Raw genomic sequence first — 16666 nt, 5'->3', positions numbered from 1 at the left:
GCTCCGGTCGTGATCCGGGAGCACGTACTCGCCGGGTACGTCGACGACGCCGGCGGTCGCGAGGCGCTGGCGCTCGCGCGGGCCATCGCGGAGGTGTCCGGCGCGCGGCTGACGGTGGCCGCGGTCCACTCACCCGAGCGCGCCGCCTCCGTGGTCGAGGCGCGTGCGGCGCTGGAGCACGCCGCGGAGCTGGTCGAGGGGGTGCCGGCCGACCTCGTCGCCCATGAGAGCCGTAGCGCCAGCCGAGGGCTCTCAGTGCTGGCGAGCCGGACCGGCGCCGACCTGATCGTGATCGGATCGCCGCCCGGCGGCGCGCACGGCCGGATCAACCTGGGCGGCACCGCGGACCACCTCCTGCACGCCTCCACCCAGACCGTGCTGCTCACGCCCTCGGGACACACGCCCTCCGGCGGTCCGCGGCGGATCAGCGTGGCCTACGTGCGCCGGCCCCAGTGCGACGAGGCGGTGACCTCGGCCGCCGCGGCCGCGGTGCGGCTCGGCGTTCCGCTCCGGCTCCTCACGCTGGCGCTCGACGGCGCCGACCAGGACCCGCTCCGCGACGATCTGGCGCTCGCGGTACGTCTGGCGGACGAGTCCTCCGTGCTGGACGCCGATGAGGTGGAGGCCGCGGTCGGCGCGGGCGATGACGTGGCCGGCACGGTCGCCGGCCTCGACTGGGCCGAGGGCGACCTGCTGGTCTGCGCCAGCAGCGAGGACGCGCCGGTGCACCGGGTCTTCCTCGGAGAGACGGCGTTCAAGCTGGTGCGCGCGGCGCCCTGTCCCGTCGCGGTCCTGCCCCGCGGGTCCGGCTGACGTGTGGTGCCCCCCGTCGGGGGAAGGCGGATAGGGAGAGGGCACGTGTCCTCCCCGGTACCCCGGTGGAAGAGACCGACGAGAAGAGGCGAGGAGCGCATGGACGGCGAGGATGACAGGAGCGCGCTACGGCAGGAGCTGCGCGAGGTGGAGGCCGATGTCGCGGAGCTCCGCGACACGGCGGTGAGCCTCCGCGCCCAGATCGGCGACCGCTCGTCCGAGCCGACCGACGCCTCGGAGCGCGCCGCGCTGATCACGGCCGCCGAGGAGCAGGAGGCGCTCGTCGAGACGCTGGAGGCCCGGCGCGACAAGTTGCGGAAGCTGGTCGAAGAGCAGGGCTGACCGGCGGCATGTTGGAAATACCGCCTGCCTGGGCGGCCCGGCGTGGTAAGACCGTCCGGCGCCGTCCACCAGGGAGAGATCATGACCAGGCTGACCGTCAACCATCCGAACGGAAGTCCCTGCTGGGTCGACCTCGATGTCCCCGACCTGCGGAAGGCCATGGACTTCTACACCGCCCTGTTCGGGTGGGAGATCAACGAGGGGCCGCCCGAGGCCGGCGGGTACTCCATGTGCCTGCTCGACGGAGCCCCGGTCGCCGCCCTCTCCCCCGCCCAGGACCCGGATGCCGGCTCGTTCCGCTGGACCGTCTACTTCGCGGCCGATGACCTCGCCGCCACCGTGAAGCTGGTCGGGGACAACGGCGGCTCGGTCGTCATGGCGCCGATGGACGTGATGGGCCAGGGCCGGATGGCGATCGCCGAGGACCCGTCCGGCGCGACGTTCGGGCTCTGGCAGGGCCAGGCTCACACCGGCGCGCAGGTCGTCGGCGAGCCCGACTCGATGTGCTGGACGGAGCTCAGCGCGCCCGACGGCGAGAGCGCGCGCGCCTTCTACTCCGCGGTGCTGGAGCGCCCGGTCGTGGACATGGGAGTGCCCGGCTTCGACTACGCGACCGTGAAGGTCGGCGACGACGACGTCGCGGGTGTCTGGGGCGTGCCGGGCGAGCCCGCACGCTGGACGATCTACTTCGCGGTGGACGACGCCGACGCCGCGGTGGCACGCGCGACCGCGGCGGGCGGCGGCGTCGTACGTGAGCCGCAGGACTCGCCGTACGGCCGGTTCGCGATCGTCGCCGACCCGTTCGGCGCCACCCTCGCCGTGATGAGGCTGCCCGGGTCCTGACCTCGCGGCCTCGAGTCCGAACCGTGATCCGCGCCCCGCAACGAACGGGGCGCGGTTCCGCGTCTCAGCGAGATGCGCAACGGATACCGTGCCCCTCTCGCCCGGCTCGTCGTCGTGGTGGCCGTCGTCCTGGCCGGCCTCGCCCTCGTACGGCCCTCGTGGGCGTGCGGCTGCGGCGCGCTCGTCACCTCGACCGAGTCCGGGGTCGACGTGGCGCAGGAGACCTCGATCGTCCGCCATGACGGCGCGCAGGAGGAGATCGTCATGCGGCTGTCGGTGCGGTCGGAGGCGCACGACGCCGCCTGGCTGATGCCGACGCCGGCACGCGCGCGGGTGACGCTCGGCGAACGCGCCTGGTTCGACCAGCTCGACCGGCTGACCCAGCCGGTCGTCCACCGGCACCGGCACTGGCTGCCGCGCCGGGACCGCGGGGTCTACTCCGGAGCGCCGCCCCGGAGCGGGGGCGAGGTCGCCGTGCTCGCCTGGCAGAAACTCGGCCCGTTCGAGGTGACCACGCTGTCGGCCGGCGACTCGGGCGCGCTCGCCTCGTGGCTGACCTCACACGGCTACCACCTGCCCGGCCGGCTGGCCGAGGCGCTCAAGCCGTACGTCGCGGAGCGGTGGACCTTCACCGCGGTCAAGCTCGCGCCGGAGCAGGGCCGGCTCACCGGCGAGCTCGACCCGCTGCGCATCGCGTTTCCCACGAAGGCGCCGATCTACCCGATCAGGCTGTCCCGGCTGGCGAGGACTCCGCAGTCGGTACACCTGTACGTGCTCGCGCCGCACCGGGTCTACGTGTCGGGGCTGGGCATGGCCACGACGTACGCGGGCCGGGTCACCGCGGCCGACGTCGCCTCGCCGGCGCTGCGCACGATGATCGGCCAGGGCGCCTTCATGACCGAGGTGGTGAGGCAGGGCATTCCGCCGGCGGACTTCACCGGTGACCTGCGGCTCGTCTCCACCACGGACACTCCGTACCGGCAGGTGGAGAACGTGGACGACGGGCTCGTGCGGTTCCTCGGCGTGCCGGCCTACCTGTGGTTCCTCGCGCTCGCCGTGGTGGCGCTGGGCCTGGTCTGGCTGACCGCGGTCATCGTGGCTCGACGAGCCGCACGCGTACGGCGCGGAAGCGCGGCGGCGTCTCCTTGAGCACGGCCAGCCGGGGGTCGGGGACGGCCAGGAAGGGCTCGGTCTCCAGCGCGAACAGCGCGTCGAGACGGCGGTCCCCGCGCAACCCGTCGACCGCACGCCGGTCGCCTCCGCATACGACCGCCACCAGCTCGGGCGCGTGGGGTGCCAGGACGCGTGCGGCGGTGTCGGCGGCGGCACGCAGCGCCTCGCGCGCCTGTCCGTCACGGCGCCGGGCGAACCTCTGCTGTGACTGGCCTCCGGCGGCACTGCGCCCGTGCACGAGACGGGCGCCGACCTTGGAGGCGACGAGCCGGTCGCCCTCGAAGACGCCGCAGGCATAACCGCCGAGCCGGACCAGCAGGACGCCGACCCTGCGGTCGCGCAAGGCGTGCTCGGTCAGGCCGCCGTCCAGCGGCGGGAACGGCACATGGCATTCGGCCAGCGCTCCGTCGCCGCCGCGCAGGAGCACGACCTGGGGCCCAGCGTCGGCGGAGCACCCTCCGTGGCGTTCGGCGAAGCCGTCGAGCCATCGCTGGAGACGCTCCGGCGGGACCTCGACCCAGCGTCCTCCCCCGGCCGCCGGCCGCGCCTTTGCCATTCCCGAACCCTATTCGATGATCTCGATATCCCCGTGGGCGGTTTGACTTCTCTGACCTGGTGGGAGGACTTCTGGCATGTGGATCGCTCCCGAACGACGGCGCGCGCACCGCTGGATCGCGCCCGTTCTCGCCGTGGCCGCGGGTGTGGCCGTCGCGGCGACCGTGGCGCTCCGCGGTCAGACCGAGATCGGCCTGGTGACCCTGGCCGTCCTTCTCGGCTACGCCATCCTTCTCGGCGCGCGCGGCGGCGAGGCCTCACACGGAGCGCATGAGAGCTACGGCGGCGCGAGCGGCCGGGGCGGCGGACCTCACACGCGCGCCGCGGCGGCGACCGGCGACGTGCTGGTGGCCGTGATCATGGCGGCGCTCATCGTCCAGGCACTGCGCGGAGCCGAGATCTGGGTGCTGGCCGGCCTGGCCGCCGTCGCCTGCGTGACCTACCTCGTCTCGATCCTGAGCATCAGCTGGTACTGATCCCGGTTCGCGTCCGCGACGACGCCATGACCGTGTGCAACAGATGCGAGGTCTGGCAGCTAACGTCCGAATTGACAGTGAACAGTCCGCCAACAGCATCGATTCGCCCAGGTCGGGGAGCAGAATCGGCTTGTGACCGACTACGCCGCATATACGGGCGGTCCGGAGAACACCTTCGCACGGCACGGCGACGTCGCGCCGTCACCGCAGATCGCCTTCCAGCCGATCATCGACCTCGACACCGGAACCGTCGTGGCCATGAGCGCGCCCGCGCCCATGGGTCACATCTCCGAGCTCGAGTCCGACGTCGACCGGGCGATCCTTGCCGCGCGCGCGACCAGCCGCCGTGAGACCCTGCTCCCGCTCCACGTGTTCCTGCACGCGCGGACGCTCGGGGACGACCGGAGCATGGACCGCCTGCACCACACGCTGGCCGGCCTGGGCCGCCGGCCCGGAGGCGTGATCGTCTCGGTGAACGGCCTGTTCGGCGGCATGCCACCGGCGGAGGCCGCCGCACGGCTCGGACGGCTGCGGGCCATCGGCTACCTGATCGGCATCGAGCGGGTCGAGGACCTGCCGAGCCGTTTCGTCGCCGAGGTCGCGCCGTCCGTGCTGACCCTCGATCCCGAGCTGAGCCGGCGCGCGTCGGCGGACTCCCGGCGCGCGGCGCTGGTGGACGGGCTCGTCTCCATGGGCCGGCGCACCGGCGGTCACGTGCTCGCTCCCGGCATCGTGAACGAGGACCAGCTCACCAAGTTGCGCGGGCTCGGCGTACGGCTGGCCCAAGGGCCGCTGCTCGCCCCGCCGGACTGGCGTCCGGGGGTGCCCGTCAGCGTCCACCTCGGCCCGCGGGAGGCCGACCGGCTCGGCCCCCGGGTGACGGAGTTCATGCTGCCCGCGACCGTCATGCCCGAGGACGCCACGGCGGAGTCGGTGTTCGCCGCGTTCAACGCCGAGCCGAACACCACGAGCGTGGTGCTCGTGGATCCGGGGCAACGGCCGAGGTACACGGTCGACCGCACGCGGTTCCTGCTGAAGTTCGCCGGGGCGTACGGGCACGCGCTGCACGCGCACAAGCCGGCCAACCGGCTGGCCGACGCGCCGCGGCCGGTGCCGCGCACGGTGCCCGCGATCGCGGCGTTGCGGGCCGCGGGCGATGACGCCGAACGGGTCTACGACGACCTCGTCGTGGTGGACGAGGTCGGACGCTGCATGGGCGTCGCGCGGGTCGGCGACCTGATCCGCAGCCTGTCGGAGCTGGAGCGGCGTTCCGCCTCATGACCGTACGGGCCGATTTGTACATCTAGCCTTATAAGTCTTACTTTACTAAATGTGGTGTTGAACGAGCCTGACCTCGAACGCGCGGCATTCGATCTCCGCCTGGCCCTCGCCCGGATCGTACGGCGACTCCGGCAGGCGCACGAGCCCGGGGACCTGACCCTGTCGGAGGTCTCGGTCCTGTCGCGACTCGACCGGGACGGACCCGCGACGCCGGGCGCCCTGGCCGGCGGTGAGCGCGTACGCCCGCAGGCGATGGGGAACACGCTGGCCGCGCTCGAACAGCGCGGTCTCGTGGCGCGGATGCCCGACCCCGAGGACGGACGGCGGGTGTCGATGTCGGCCACCGAGGCCGGGCGGCAGCTGCTGCTCGACCGGCGGTCGGCGAGCACGCGCCGCGTCACCCATGCGCTCGCCCAGGGTTTCAGCCCCGATGAGCAACGCCGCCTGATCGAGGTCATCCCCCTGCTCGACCGGCTGGCGGACAGCCTGTGACCGCCGTCGACACCGGCGTGCGGGGCGACCGGTACAAGTGGACGGCCCTGTCCAACACCACCCTCGGCGTGTTCATGGCCACGCTCGACGGCTCCATCGTGATCATCTCGATGCCGGCGATCTTCCGCGGCATCGGGCTCGATCCCCTCTCACCGCACAACATCGGCTACCTGCTCTGGATGATCCTGGGCTACCTGCTGGTCGCGGCCGTCCTGGTGGTGGCGCTGGGCCGGCTGGGCGACATGTTCGGCCGCGTCAAGCTCTACAACCTCGGCTTCATGATCTTCAGCGTCGCGTCGCTGGCGCTCTCGGTCGATCCGTTCCGCGGCGGCTCGGGCGCGCTGTACCTGATCGGGTGGCGCGTCATCCAGGGCATCGGCGGCGCCATGCTGACCGCCAACTCGGCGGCCATCCTCACCGACGCGTTCCCTCTCGAACAGCGCGGGATGGCGCTGGGCATCAACCAGATCACCGCGCTCGCCGGGCAGTTCCTCGGCCTGCTGGCGGGCGGCCTGCTCGCCGAGGTGCACTGGCGCGCGGTGTTCTGGGTCAGCGTCCCGATCGGCATCGTCGGCACCATCTGGTCCTACCGCAGCCTGCGCGAGGTGAGCACGCCGCGCTCGGCCCGTATCGACTGGCTGGGCAACCTGACCTTCGTGGTCGGCACGATCACCCTGCTCGCCTCGATCACGTACGGGATCCAGCCGTACCGCGGCCACGCGACCGGCTGGACCAGCCCGTACGTACTCGGCGGGATCAGCACCGGCGTTCTGCTCCTGGTCGCCTTCTGCGTCGTGGAGACACGGGTGGCCGAGCCGATGCTGCGGCTCGGGCTGTTCCGGATACGGGCGTTCGCGGCCGGCAACCTGGCCGCGCTGCTGACCGCCATCGCGCGTGGCGGCATGCAGTTCATGCTGATCATCTGGCTGCAGGGCATCTGGCTGCCGCTGCACGGCTACGCCTACGAACGCACGCCCCTGTGGGCCGGCATCTACATGCTGCCGCTGACCTTCGGCTTCCTGGTGGCCGGCCCGGTGTCGGGCTACCTGTCGGACCGGTTCGGCGCCCGGCTGTTCTCGACCGGCGGCCTGGGGATCGTCTGCCTCTCGTTCATCGGGCTGCTGGCCCTGCCGGTCAACTTCTCCTACCCGCTGTTCGCGGCGCTGCTGTTCGCCAGCGGCATCGGCCAGGGAATGTTCTCGGCCCCGAACACCTCAGCGATCATGAGCAGCGTGCCGTCCGGTTCGCGCGGCGTCGCGTCGGGCATGCGGTCGACGTTCCAGAACTCCGGGACGGCCCTGTCCATCGGGGTGTTCTTCTCCCTGATGATCGCCGGGCTCGCCTCCTCGCTGCCGCACACCCTGTCGGCCGGGCTCGAGGCCCAGTCCGTACCGGCGGCCGACGCGACGCACGTCGCCCAGCTGCCGCCGGTCAGCACGCTGTTCGCCGCGTTCCTCGGCAACAACCCGATCGGCCATCTCCTGGGCTCGAACGGGCTGCTCGACTCCCTTCCGGCGCAGAACCGCCAGACTCTCACCGGAAAGGCGTTCTTCCCCGAACTCGTCTCCGGGCCGTTCCATCATGGTCTGGTACTCGTCTTCACCGCCGCCGCCGTGATGGCGGCGATCGCCGCGCTGGGCTCGGCCCTGCGAGGCAACCGCTATGTCCACATTGAGGAGAAATCATGACCGACGCGCTCAGGGCCGAGACCGTCACGATCAAGGGCCACGGCGACGACGAGATCGAGGCGTACCTCGCCCGGCCGCTGGACGGCGGCCCTCGCGGCGGCGTGGTGGTCATCCACCACATGCCCGGCTACGACGAGGCGACCAAGGAGATGGTGCGCAAGTTCGCGGCCCACGGCTACGCCGCGCTGTGCCCGAACCTGTACTCCCGCGAGGCGCCGGGCGCCGACCCCGACGACGCGGCCGCGACCGTACGCGCCGCGGGCGGTGTGCCGGACGAGCGGCTGGTCGGCGACGTCGACGGCGCGGCCCGCTACCTGAACTCGCTGGACGGCGCCAACGGCAAGATCGGCGTCATCGGCCACTGCTCCGGCGGCCGGCAGACGTTCCTGGCCGCGTGCTCGCTCCAGGTCGACGCCGCGGTGGACTGCTACGGCGCGTTCGTCGTCAACGAGCCCCCGTCCGGCATGCCCGCCAGCATGAAGCCGATCCTCGGCCTGGCGCCGCAGCTGTCCAGCCCGCTGCTCGGCCTGTTCGGCGCCGAGGACGGCTACCCGGCCCCGGAGGAGACCGCGCAGCTGTCCGCCGAGCTGGACCGGCTCGGCAAGGCGCACGAGTTCCACACCTACGACGGCGCCGGGCACGCGTTCTTCGCCGTGGACCGGCCGTCCTACCGGCCTGAGGCTGCCGTGGACGGCTGGGGCAAGATCTTCGACTTCTTCGGCAGCAACCTCAGCGCGTAAGGGGGCATCCCATGTGCACGTATCAGACCCACAAGATCCAGATCGACGGCAGCGGGAAGGCCAAGAAGGGCTGGATCAGCCTCAGCGAGGCGACCGTGTACGTCGACCACCCGGTCCACATGCAGCAGGACCACTCGGTCAACATCGACTTCATCGACCCGGCGCAGGGACCGTCCGCCCGGGTGGCCGTCGAGCTCAGCGAGGAGGCGGCGCTCGCGCTGGCCGACGCGATCCATCAAGCGATCGCCTCGGCACCGGCCGGTCTCGCCTCCGCCGGTACGCGGTGATTCGGCTCGTCAAGACAGGTTTCCCGTACACGGACCGTAATCGCACCTGAACAGGGGTAAGGCACCCAGCGTCTACGGCGGTCGAACGTCCAAGCGCACCCGTCTGCCGGTGGACCGGCAGACGGGCAGCGAGAGCTTGGGAGCGCCGCATGCGAACCGGAAGGCTGATGCGATGGCCGCCGGCCCATCCCCTGGTGGTCCTGGCGTGCCTGCTGTCGGTCCTGGCCGGCTGCACCATCAGCTTCGGGGTGAGCGCGAGGTCCGCCGGTCACGACTCGGCCGAGGTGCTGCTCGCGGCGAACCGCCTCGAACGGCAGGTGAGCGAGCTCGAGACGGAGCAGCTCAGGTACGTCGCGACCGGCGACACGAGCTTCCTCGGCCTGTGGCGCGTCGCACGCGCGGCCCTCTTCGTCCAGGCCACGGCCCTGGAGCGGCTCGCCGCCGAGAACGATCCGCAGCAGGGGAGGCGGGCGCGGGAGCTCGCGAGCACCGCGATGGCCTACCTGCGCGAGCACTCGGAGCCGCTCGTGCGGCTGGCGCATCTCGAGCCCACAGCGGCACGGTCCCTGGTGATCCGGAAGGAGGGAAAACGGCGCATCGACGCGCTCCGGCACCAGTTCGACCGCTTCGCCGACATCCAGCACCGGCTGCTCCTGGCGCACGAGCGAGACGCCCTGCCGGCGATACGCCGCATGATCGCGGTGGCCGCCGGCGCCTCGGGATCCCTGCTGGTCATCTTTCTCCTCTTCGGATACGTGATGCGCAGTACGCGCGCTCCCGCCGGCCCGGTGCCCGGCCTCCGTACCCGGCCGCAACGGGAGCGGCTCAGCCGGATCGCCACCGAATGTGAGGCCCTGCAGCGCATCGCGACCCTGGTCGCACGGGGCGCCTCTCCGTCCGAGGTCTTCAATGCCGGCGCCGGCGAGATGGGGCGGGTCCTGGGTGCCGAGCACGCGATGATCACTCGGTACGACCCGGACGACACGACGGTCGTGGTCGGCCACTGGAGCGTTCACGAGGCTCCCCGGATCATGCCTCCGCTGGAGGGCCGTTGGCCGGTGGAGGATGACGTCGTCGCGGACCTCGTCTACCGGACCGGCCTGCCCGCCTACCTGCGGCAGGACGTACGTGGCGTCGGCGAGATCGGCGCGTGGATCCGCACGCACGAGATCGAGCGGATGGCCGGCTGCCCCGTGATGGCGGGCGACCGTCTCTGGGGTATGGCCGCCGTCCTGTCCCGCGGGTCCGCGCCGTGGCCCGACGGAGCGGAGCGGACCATGCGGGAGTTCGCCGGACTGCTCGGCGTCGCGGTGGTCAACTCCCGACGGCGCTCCGAGCTGGTCGCCTCCCGCGTCCGACTGGTGGAGGCCGGCGACGCGACCCGCCGCCGGCTCGAACGCGCGTTGCACGAGCGGACGCAGCAGCGGCTGGTCACGGTCGGCCTCGCATTACGCGTGGTCGAGACAGGCGTCCCGCCGGCACTGGGGCAGCTCAGGGAGCAGATCTCCGCCGCCACACGTGACGTGATGGAGATCATCAACGATCTCCAGAAGGTCGCACGGGAACTGCATCCGGCGTTCCTCACGAGGGGCGGTATCGAGTCCTCTCTGCGCGCCCTCGCCCGTCGCGCGTCCCTTCCGGTCGAACTGGACTTGCACGCCGACCGGCGGCTACCGCCGAACGTCGCCGTGACCATCTACTACGTGGTGTCCGAGGCGCTGGCGAACGCCGAGGCGTACGCCCGCGCGTCCGTCGTGCGCGTGCGGCTCGACACGAGCGAGCCGGTACGGCTCTGGGTCCGCGACGACGGGATCGGCGGTGCCCGCCTCGGGCCGGGCTCGGCACTCGCCGGTCTGAGAGACCGCACCGAGGCCCTGGGCGGGGTTTTCGAGCTGGAAAGCCCCCCGGGAGGCGGCACGTCACTTCGGGTGACGATCCCGCTCCGGGACCAGATGGCGAGAGACGAGCCGCAGGGAATTTCGTGATATCTGTGGGCGTGCGGGCGTGCGCTGTGACCGGTGCGCGCGGCATGATTGCACCGTGCGGAACCCACCCGAGGATCACTACCTTGCGGTGTGGATATGGCCACGCGCGCTGCCCCTCGGGGAGATCTTCGGGGCGGAGTGGCACGGCCGTGAGGTCCGCGCGCGGTTCCTGACCCTGGCGAGCCAGTGGCACGCGCGTCATCCGGCTCCCTCTTCCGGTACGGTCCCCGGCCGGCCCCAGCCCGGCCAGTGGATGTGGCATCCTCCCGCGCACTGCATCTACGACTGCCACACGTACGAGGGCCCGGACGACGACTGGCTGGAGGTCACGATCCGGATGGAGAACGCGGACTACTCCCCCGGCCAGTGCCGGATCTCCGCGGCTCTCGCGGTCGCCTGCAAGTGCGACGGCGGGCACGGCCAGCACACCATCGTCGAGACCCAGTGGCGTTCCGGCGGGCCGTCCGCCGCGCTCGACGCGCTCACCACCGTGCTGCGCTCGACCGACCAGTGGCTCTCCGGCTCACGGGAGCCCGGCTGGTGGCGCCGGCACGCGGGACTGGACTGACGGGAGCAGGCCCCCGTCAGTCCGCCTCCCATCAGCCCGGCTGGAGCGTGTAGCCGAGGAAGTTGCCGGGCGGCCGCTCGTCCGCGGCCCCCTCGGTCACCGCGCGAACGAGGAGCTCACCGCCCACGAAGGCGCCGTGCCAGGAGGCGCCCATCCCACCGAACAGCTCGTCACGGTCCCCGCGCGAGCGTGGTTCGCCCAGGCCGACCTTGAACGCGCGGACCTCGCCGGCCAGCCGCCGCGCGGTCGTCTCGTCGTCGCAGGAGATGGTCGCGACGAGCGCGCCGTTGGAGGCGTTCATCGCGGCGAGCAGCTCGGCCTCGGTGTCGACCAGGACGATCGTGTCGACCGGCCCGAACGGCTCGGCGTGGTGGAGGGGCGAGGACGGCGGCGGCCCCAGGATCGTCACCGGCGCGAAGTACGCGGAGGTGTCCTGCCCCGGCAGGAACCGCCCGCCGGCGACCGAACCGCGGTACAGCGGCACCCCGCCCCGTGAGATCGCCTCATCCACCTGGTCGGCCAGTTCCTTGGCCTTGGCGTCGTTGATGAGCGGTCCGAAGTCCAGCTCGGGCAGAGGGTCGCCGGGGTCCTCGACGGCGAGAGGATGGCCGAACCGCACCTGGCCGACGGCCGGCAGGTACGCCGCGAGGAAACGGTCGAACAGCGAGCGCTGCACGACGAACCTCGGGTAGGCGGTGCAGCGCTGTTTGGCGTAGTCGAACGTCTTGCGGATCTGCCCGGTGAGGCGCTCCCAGTCGGAGTGCTCCCACACACCCCAGCAGTTCAGTCCCTCCTGTTCGAGGACGTGGCGCTTGCCCAGGTCGGCGACGGCCGCGGCCACGTGCGCCCCGGTGTCCCGGCCCCCGACGAACGAGACACAGCCGATCTCCGGCGCGCGGACGAGCGCCGCCGACAGGTCACGGCCGGCGCCGCTGAGGAGCGTGAGCGGCAGCCCTTCGCGTACGCCCAGGGCGCACGCGAGGGTCAGGCAGGCGACGCCGCCGTCGGTGGGCGTCTTGGCGATCGCCGCGTTGCCCGCCAGCACCTGCACGAGCATGGCGTGCATGAGCACGCTCATCGGATAGTTCCAGCTCGCGATGTTGCTGACCGGCCCGCCGAGCGGGTGCCGGCCCTCGACCATGCGGCCGATCTCGTCCGCGTACCAGCGCACGCCGTCGATGGCACGATCGACGTCGGCGGTGGCGAGCCGCCAGGGTTTGCCGATCTCCCAGACCAGCAGCAGCGACAGCAGGTCGCGGTGCTCGGTGAGGGCGTCGAGCGCCGCGCCGACGCGCGCCTTGCGCTCCGCGAGCGGCGTGTGCCGCCATTCGCGGTGCCGGTCGAGCGCGGCCTTCACGGCCGAGCCGGCCTCGCCGGCCGGCAGCAGCGGCGGGCCGGCGATCGGGGTGCCGTCCACCGGCGAGGTGGCGGGCACCGGCCCGCCGTCCCGGCGCCATCGGCCGCCCCAGTGGTTGCGCACGCGATCGTCGTCGAACGCCTCCGGCGCGGCGGCCAGACAGCGCTCGTAGGCGTCCGCCCACAGCGTCCCCGGCTTGATGGTCAGAGCCATGACGACCTCCGCATACTGTATGCACTCACTGACCGGAAAGAGGGAGCAGTTCGGGAGTGGGCTCGAACTCCTTGATCGCGTCCAGGGACGGCCCCATCGCCGCGTTGGCCTCCCGCTCCACCATCACCTCGACGAGGACCGGCAGCCGGGCGCGCTCGCTCTCCCGCGCGGCCCACTCCAGCGCTCCGCGGATGTCGTCCGGGCGCTCGACCCGGCGCGCCGGGCAGCCGAAGGCGTCCATGACCTTGACGTGGTCGATGCCGCCCTCGCCGTAGTGGAGATCGACGGCGTAGTTCATGTCGTAGGGGATCTCGGCCTGCCGGATGAGCCCGAGGTACTCATTGTTGATCATGATGATGACGAAGGGGATGTGGTACTGCGCGGCGACCGCGATCTCCTCCATCAGGAACTGGAAGGAGTAGTCGCCCGCCACGGCGACCACGGTGCGGTCGGGGTAGGCGCACTTGACGCCCATCGCCGCCGGCACCTCCCAGCCGAGCGGGCCGGCCTGGCCGCAGACGAGATAGCGGCGGGGCAGGAAGGTGCGCTGGAACTGGCCGGACCAGATCTGGTACAGCCCGATCGCGGTGACGAACGTGGTGTCCGGGCCGAAGAAGTCGTTGATCTCCCGGAAGACCCGCGGCGGCTTGATGGGCGTGTCGTCGAAGTCGTCGCGCCGTGGCAGCGTCGCACGCAGCTCGGCGACCCGGCTCACCCACTCCCCCGGCCGGCGGGCGGTACCGACCGCACGCGCCTGGTCGAGCAGCGACTCGAGCGCCGGCCGTGCGTGCCCGACGATGCCCAGGTCCGGTTCGAAGACCTTGCCGATCTGGGTGGGCTCGATGTCGATGTGGATGAAGCGCCGGCCGCGCCGGTAGGTCTCCAGGTCGCCGGTGTGCCGGTCGCCGAACCGGGCCCCGACCGCCAGCACCGCGTCGGACTCCAGGAACGCCGCGTTGCCCCACCTGGTCTGGGTCTGGATCCCCGCCATCCCGGCGAACAGGGGGTGGTCCTCGGGGAAGGCGCCCTTGCCCATCAGGGTGACCTGGACCGGGATCTGGAGGTACTCGGCCAGTGCCCGCAGCTCGGCGTCGGCGTCGGCGACGATGACGCCCCCGCCGGCCAGGATGATCGGGCGTTCGGCGGCGAGGAGCATCTCCACGCCCGCGCGGATGGGCTCGGGCCTGGGCGCGGGCACCTCCACGGGGAACGGGCCGTCCAGATCCGGGTCGTAGAAGCACTCACCGCGCTGCACGTCCAGCGGCAGGTCGATCAGGACGGGTCCGGGGCGTCCCGAGCGCGCCACGCGGAACGCCTCGCGGAACACCCAGGGGGCCTGGGCCGGTTCCTTCAGCTGCACCGCCCACTTGCAGACCGGCTTGGCGATCTCGACGATGTCCACCGCCTGGAACGATTCCTGGTGCAGCTTGGCCCGTGGCGCCTGGCCGGTGATGCAGACGATCGGGATCGAGTCCGCGAGCGCCGTGTAGAGCCCGGTGATCATGTTGGTGCCGGCCGGGCCGGAGGTGCCGACGCAGACGCCGACGTTCCCGGTGACGCGTGACCATCCGTCGGCCGCGTGCGTCCCGCCCTCCTCGTGCCGCACCGTGATGTGGTTGATCGGGCTCGTACGCAGGGCCGCGTAGAACGGCAGGATCGCCGCTCCCGGGATTCCGAAGATCGTGTCGACGCCCTCGGACTCCAGGACCCGTACGGCCGCCTCCATGCAGGGGATTCTGTTCACGCCTGGTCCTTCCCGGAGAGGTTCTCGATCACTTTGAGCAGGGCGGAGTGGTCGAGCGAGCCGTACCCCTGGGCGCGGGCCGCGGCCATGACCTGGGCGACGAGCCCGGTCATCGGCAGGGCGACACCCGCCTCCCGCGCGGCCGCCAGCGCGATGCCCATGTCCTTGTGGTGCAGGTCGACGCGGAACCCGGGAGCGAACTCGCGGTTCACCATCGACTCGCGTTTGAGGTCGAGAATGCGGCTGCCCGCCAGGCCGCCGGCGAGGACGTCGAGGCCGGTCTTGCCGTCGACACCCGACGCCTCCAGCAGCACGAGCGCCTCGGCGACCAGCGCGTAGACGCCGCCGACGACGAGCTGGTTGGCGGCCTTGACGGTCTGGCCCGCGCCCGCGGGACCGACGTGGACGATCGTGGCGCCGAGGACCTCGAACAGCGGCATGGCGGTGGCGAAGTCCTCCTCGGCGCCGCCCACCATGATGGAGAGGCGTCCCTCGACGGCGCCCGGCTCACCGCCGCTGACCGGGGCGTCCAGCACGTGCACGCCGGTGACCGCGCCCGCCTGCGCGAGCCGGCGGCCCGTCTCCGGGCGCACCGTGCTCATGTCGATGTAGAGCGAGCCCGGCCGGGCCTGCCGCATGATGCCGTCCGGGCCGAGCGCCACACCCTCCACGTCCGGAGAGTCCGGGAGCATGGTGATGACCACGTCCGCGCCCGCGACGGCCTCGGCCAGGTCGGCCGCGCCGCGGCCGCCCGCGTCGGTGAGCCGTTCGACGCGGTCCGGGCCCAGGTCGTAGCCGACGACGGAGTGACCGGCCCGCGCCAGGTTCGCCGCCATCGGGCCGCCCATGATGCCCAGTCCGATGAAACCGATGTTCTTCACGCGTTCTCCTTGGTGGGGAGCCATCCGAAGCTGTCCGCGCTCGGCCCCACGGGCCGGTACTCCAGGCCGACGAAGCCCGTGTACCCGGCGGCCTCGAGTGCGGCGAGCACGTCGGCGTACGCGAGGTCTCCGGTGCCGGGCTGGCCGCGTCCGGGCACGTCGGCGATCTGGACGTGCCCGAAGTCGGGGGCATGGCGGCCGATGACGGTGAGAGGGTCCTCGCCCATACGGGCGAGGTGATAGAGGTCGGCGAGGAACGCGACGTTGCCCGTGCCGGCCTGGTCGCGGACCCGGTCGATGACGGAGAGCGCCGCATGCGACGAGGTCAGCGGATAACCGGCGTTCTCGTGGGAGTTGAGCGCCTCCACGACCACCGTGGCGTCGCAGCGCCGCGCCGCCTCCGCCGCCAGGCCGAGGTTGGTGATGGCCAGGTCGTCCTGGGCGTGGGGATCCAGCCCGTGGACGCGCTTTCCGTACAGGGCGTTCAGCACCCGGCAGCCCGTGGCCTCGGCGATGCCCACGGTCACGTCGATGTTGGCACGGAACCGCGCGGAGTCGTACGGGCGGGAGACCAGCCCGCGGTCTCCGGCGGCCATGTCGCCGGCGTCGAAGTTGAGACCGACGAGCCGTACGCCCGCGTCGTCGAGGGCGCTGAGCAGCGCGTCGATCTCACGGTCCCCGGGCACCGGGACCGGGAACGGCCACCACAGCTCGACCGCCTCGAATCCGGCGGCGCGAGCGGCGGCGGGCCGTTCGAGGAGTGGCAGCTCGGTGAACAGGATGGACAGGTTGACGTCGTAGCGCATCTCACTCCTGGGGACGTGACTCGCGAAGCGAACCGCCGGCCTCGTAGACGAAGCCGCGGATCGCGTCCGTGTGCGGGAGCAGCGTGGTCCTCCTCAAGCGGGCGAGGCACCGGCGCAGGTCGTCGCCGGGGTCGGAGACGGCGGCGCAGTCCTCGTGGTGGAGGAGCACGATCTCCCGGGTGCCGCCGAGGCTCTGGCTGACGGCGAGGGAGCGGATGACGTCGTCGGTGACGCAGCCGCCGGCATTGCGGATCACGTGGGCGTCACCCTCGGCCAGGCCGAAGATGGCGAAGACGTTCAGCCGGGCGTCCATGCAGCTGAGAATCGCCACGCCGGTGCGCGGAGACTTCAGGCGAGGGACGAGTGGCCGCCGGAGCGACGCGCGTGCGACGAGCAGATCGGTGTTGGGCGCCATCGCATGC

Annotated in this window: 18 protein-coding genes; 12 read left to right on the top strand and 6 right to left on the bottom strand. The window is 72.0% G+C overall.

What is annotated here, in order from left to right; genetic code table 11:
- The first annotated feature begins 9 nt into the window (after positions 1–9).
- From FB559_RS34975 to FB559_RS34960, 4 genes are all read left to right on the top strand, one after another.
- Positions 10–813 (top strand): universal stress protein, encoded by an 804-nt coding sequence (locus FB559_RS34975; protein WP_185792545.1) that lies wholly within the window; start codon positions 10–12, stop codon positions 811–813.
- Positions 814–912: 99 nt separating this feature from the next.
- Positions 913–1155: a hypothetical protein gene (locus tag FB559_RS34970; RefSeq protein ID WP_141961193.1), complete on the top strand. Its 243-nt coding sequence runs from the start codon at positions 913–915 to the stop codon at positions 1153–1155.
- An 81-nt stretch (positions 1156–1236) separates the two neighbouring features.
- Positions 1237–1998, top strand: a complete 762-nt coding sequence (locus tag FB559_RS34965) for a VOC family protein (RefSeq protein WP_141961192.1) — start codon at positions 1237–1239, stop codon at positions 1996–1998.
- A 72-nt stretch (positions 1999–2070) separates the two neighbouring features.
- On the top strand, positions 2071–3147 hold the full coding sequence (locus tag FB559_RS34960) for a DUF2330 domain-containing protein (RefSeq protein ID WP_141961191.1): 1077 nt from the start codon (positions 2071–2073) through the stop codon (positions 3145–3147).
- Here FB559_RS34960 and FB559_RS34955 read toward each other — a convergent pair.
- The gene (locus tag FB559_RS34955; RefSeq protein WP_141961190.1) at positions 3089–3727 is read right to left on the bottom strand and encodes an acVLRF1 family peptidyl-tRNA hydrolase; all 639 of its coding nucleotides are present in this window, start codon (positions 3725–3727) and stop codon (positions 3089–3091) included. The genes FB559_RS34960 and FB559_RS34955 overlap by 59 nt on opposite strands.
- Before the next feature lie 76 nt (positions 3728–3803).
- Here FB559_RS34955 and FB559_RS34950 point away from each other — a divergent pair, with 76 nt between their 5' ends.
- The 8 genes from FB559_RS34950 (at position 3804) to FB559_RS34915 (ending at position 11243) form a co-directional block, all read left to right on the top strand.
- Positions 3804–4202 (top strand): ABC transporter permease, encoded by a 399-nt coding sequence (locus FB559_RS34950; protein ID WP_141961189.1) that lies wholly within the window; start codon positions 3804–3806, stop codon positions 4200–4202.
- A 132-nt stretch (positions 4203–4334) separates the two neighbouring features.
- Positions 4335–5483: an EAL domain-containing protein gene (locus tag FB559_RS34945; protein ID WP_246122322.1), complete on the top strand. Its 1149-nt coding sequence runs from the start codon at positions 4335–4337 to the stop codon at positions 5481–5483.
- A 54-nt stretch (positions 5484–5537) separates the two neighbouring features.
- A complete protein-coding gene (locus tag FB559_RS34940) occupies positions 5538–5975 on the top strand; it encodes a MarR family winged helix-turn-helix transcriptional regulator (RefSeq protein WP_246122321.1) in 438 nt (145 codons plus the stop codon).
- The gene (locus FB559_RS34935; protein WP_246122319.1) at positions 5972–7663 is read left to right on the top strand and encodes an MFS transporter; all 1692 of its coding nucleotides are present in this window, start codon (positions 5972–5974) and stop codon (positions 7661–7663) included. Before FB559_RS34940 ends, FB559_RS34935 begins: the two co-directional genes overlap by 4 nt.
- Positions 7660–8403 (top strand): dienelactone hydrolase family protein, encoded by a 744-nt coding sequence (locus FB559_RS34930; RefSeq protein ID WP_141961188.1) that lies wholly within the window; start codon positions 7660–7662, stop codon positions 8401–8403. Before FB559_RS34935 ends, FB559_RS34930 begins: the two co-directional genes overlap by 4 nt.
- An 11-nt stretch (positions 8404–8414) precedes the next feature.
- Positions 8415–8690, top strand: coding sequence for a DUF6295 family protein (locus FB559_RS34925; RefSeq protein ID WP_141961187.1), 276 nt, complete (start codon positions 8415–8417; stop codon positions 8688–8690).
- 149 nt (positions 8691–8839) lie between these two features.
- Positions 8840–10675, top strand: coding sequence for a CHASE3 domain-containing protein (locus tag FB559_RS34920; RefSeq protein ID WP_141961186.1), 1836 nt, complete (start codon positions 8840–8842; stop codon positions 10673–10675).
- A gap of 55 nt (positions 10676–10730) precedes the next feature.
- Positions 10731–11243, top strand: coding sequence for a hypothetical protein (locus FB559_RS34915; RefSeq protein WP_141961185.1), 513 nt, complete (start codon positions 10731–10733; stop codon positions 11241–11243).
- 31 nt (positions 11244–11274) lie between these two features.
- On the opposite strand, the gene FB559_RS34910 is transcribed toward FB559_RS34915, so the two are convergent.
- The 5 genes from FB559_RS34910 to FB559_RS34890 are packed head-to-tail and all read right to left on the bottom strand — an operon-like array spanning position 11275 to position 16659.
- Positions 11275–12813 (bottom strand): aldehyde dehydrogenase family protein, encoded by a 1539-nt coding sequence (locus tag FB559_RS34910; protein ID WP_141961184.1) that lies wholly within the window; start codon positions 12811–12813, stop codon positions 11275–11277.
- A 25-nt stretch (positions 12814–12838) separates the two neighbouring features.
- Positions 12839–14557: a glyoxylate carboligase gene (gene gcl, locus FB559_RS34905; RefSeq protein ID WP_221640328.1), complete on the bottom strand. Its 1719-nt coding sequence runs from the start codon at positions 14555–14557 to the stop codon at positions 12839–12841.
- The gene (locus FB559_RS34900; RefSeq protein ID WP_425455098.1) at positions 14554–15438 is read right to left on the bottom strand and encodes a 2-hydroxy-3-oxopropionate reductase; all 885 of its coding nucleotides are present in this window, start codon (positions 15436–15438) and stop codon (positions 14554–14556) included. Before FB559_RS34900 ends, gcl begins: the two co-directional genes overlap by 4 nt.
- The gene (locus tag FB559_RS34895) at positions 15435–16244 is read right to left on the bottom strand and encodes a hydroxypyruvate isomerase family protein (protein ID WP_141961182.1); all 810 of its coding nucleotides are present in this window, start codon (positions 16242–16244) and stop codon (positions 15435–15437) included. The genes FB559_RS34900 and FB559_RS34895 overlap by 4 nt, the downstream gene beginning before the upstream one ends.
- A gap of 1 nt (position 16245) precedes the next feature.
- Positions 16246–16659 (bottom strand): carbonic anhydrase, encoded by a 414-nt coding sequence (locus FB559_RS34890; RefSeq protein ID WP_141961181.1) that lies wholly within the window; start codon positions 16657–16659, stop codon positions 16246–16248.
- Positions 16660–16666 lie beyond the last annotated feature (7 nt).

Source organism: Actinoallomurus bryophytorum (genome assembly GCF_006716425.1).
GTDB lineage: Bacteria > Actinomycetota > Actinomycetes > Streptosporangiales > Streptosporangiaceae > Actinoallomurus > Actinoallomurus bryophytorum.
The sequence above is the reverse complement of the archived record's forward strand: the minus strand, read 5'-3'. Positions and strand labels throughout refer to the sequence as shown.

Bases quoted from the DNA above. Each gene is read 5' to 3' on its own strand.
- FB559_RS34925 (WP_141961187.1), top strand. From the start codon at position 8,415: ATGTGCACGTATCAGACCCACAAGATCCAGATCGACGGCAGCGGGAAG.
- FB559_RS34970 (WP_141961193.1), top strand. From the start codon at position 913: ATGGACGGCGAGGATGACAGGAGCGCGCTACGGCAGGAGCTGCGCGAG.
- FB559_RS34930 (WP_141961188.1), top strand. From the start codon at position 7,660: ATGACCGACGCGCTCAGGGCCGAGACCGTCACGATCAAGGGCCACGGC.
- FB559_RS34920 (WP_141961186.1), top strand. From the start codon at position 8,840: ATGCGAACCGGAAGGCTGATGCGATGGCCGCCGGCCCATCCCCTGGTG.
- FB559_RS34960 (WP_141961191.1), top strand. From the start codon at position 2,071: ATGCGCAACGGATACCGTGCCCCTCTCGCCCGGCTCGTCGTCGTGGTG.
- FB559_RS34950 (WP_141961189.1), top strand. From the start codon at position 3,804: ATGTGGATCGCTCCCGAACGACGGCGCGCGCACCGCTGGATCGCGCCC.
- FB559_RS34910 (WP_141961184.1), bottom strand. From the start codon at position 12,813: ATGGCTCTGACCATCAAGCCGGGGACGCTGTGGGCGGACGCCTACGAG.
- FB559_RS34890 (WP_141961181.1), bottom strand. From the start codon at position 16,659: ATGGCGCCCAACACCGATCTGCTCGTCGCACGCGCGTCGCTCCGGCGG.
- FB559_RS34955 (WP_141961190.1), bottom strand. From the start codon at position 3,727: ATGGCAAAGGCGCGGCCGGCGGCCGGGGGAGGACGCTGGGTCGAGGTC.
- FB559_RS34895 (WP_141961182.1), bottom strand. From the start codon at position 16,244: ATGCGCTACGACGTCAACCTGTCCATCCTGTTCACCGAGCTGCCACTC.
- FB559_RS34965 (WP_141961192.1), top strand. From the start codon at position 1,237: ATGACCAGGCTGACCGTCAACCATCCGAACGGAAGTCCCTGCTGGGTC.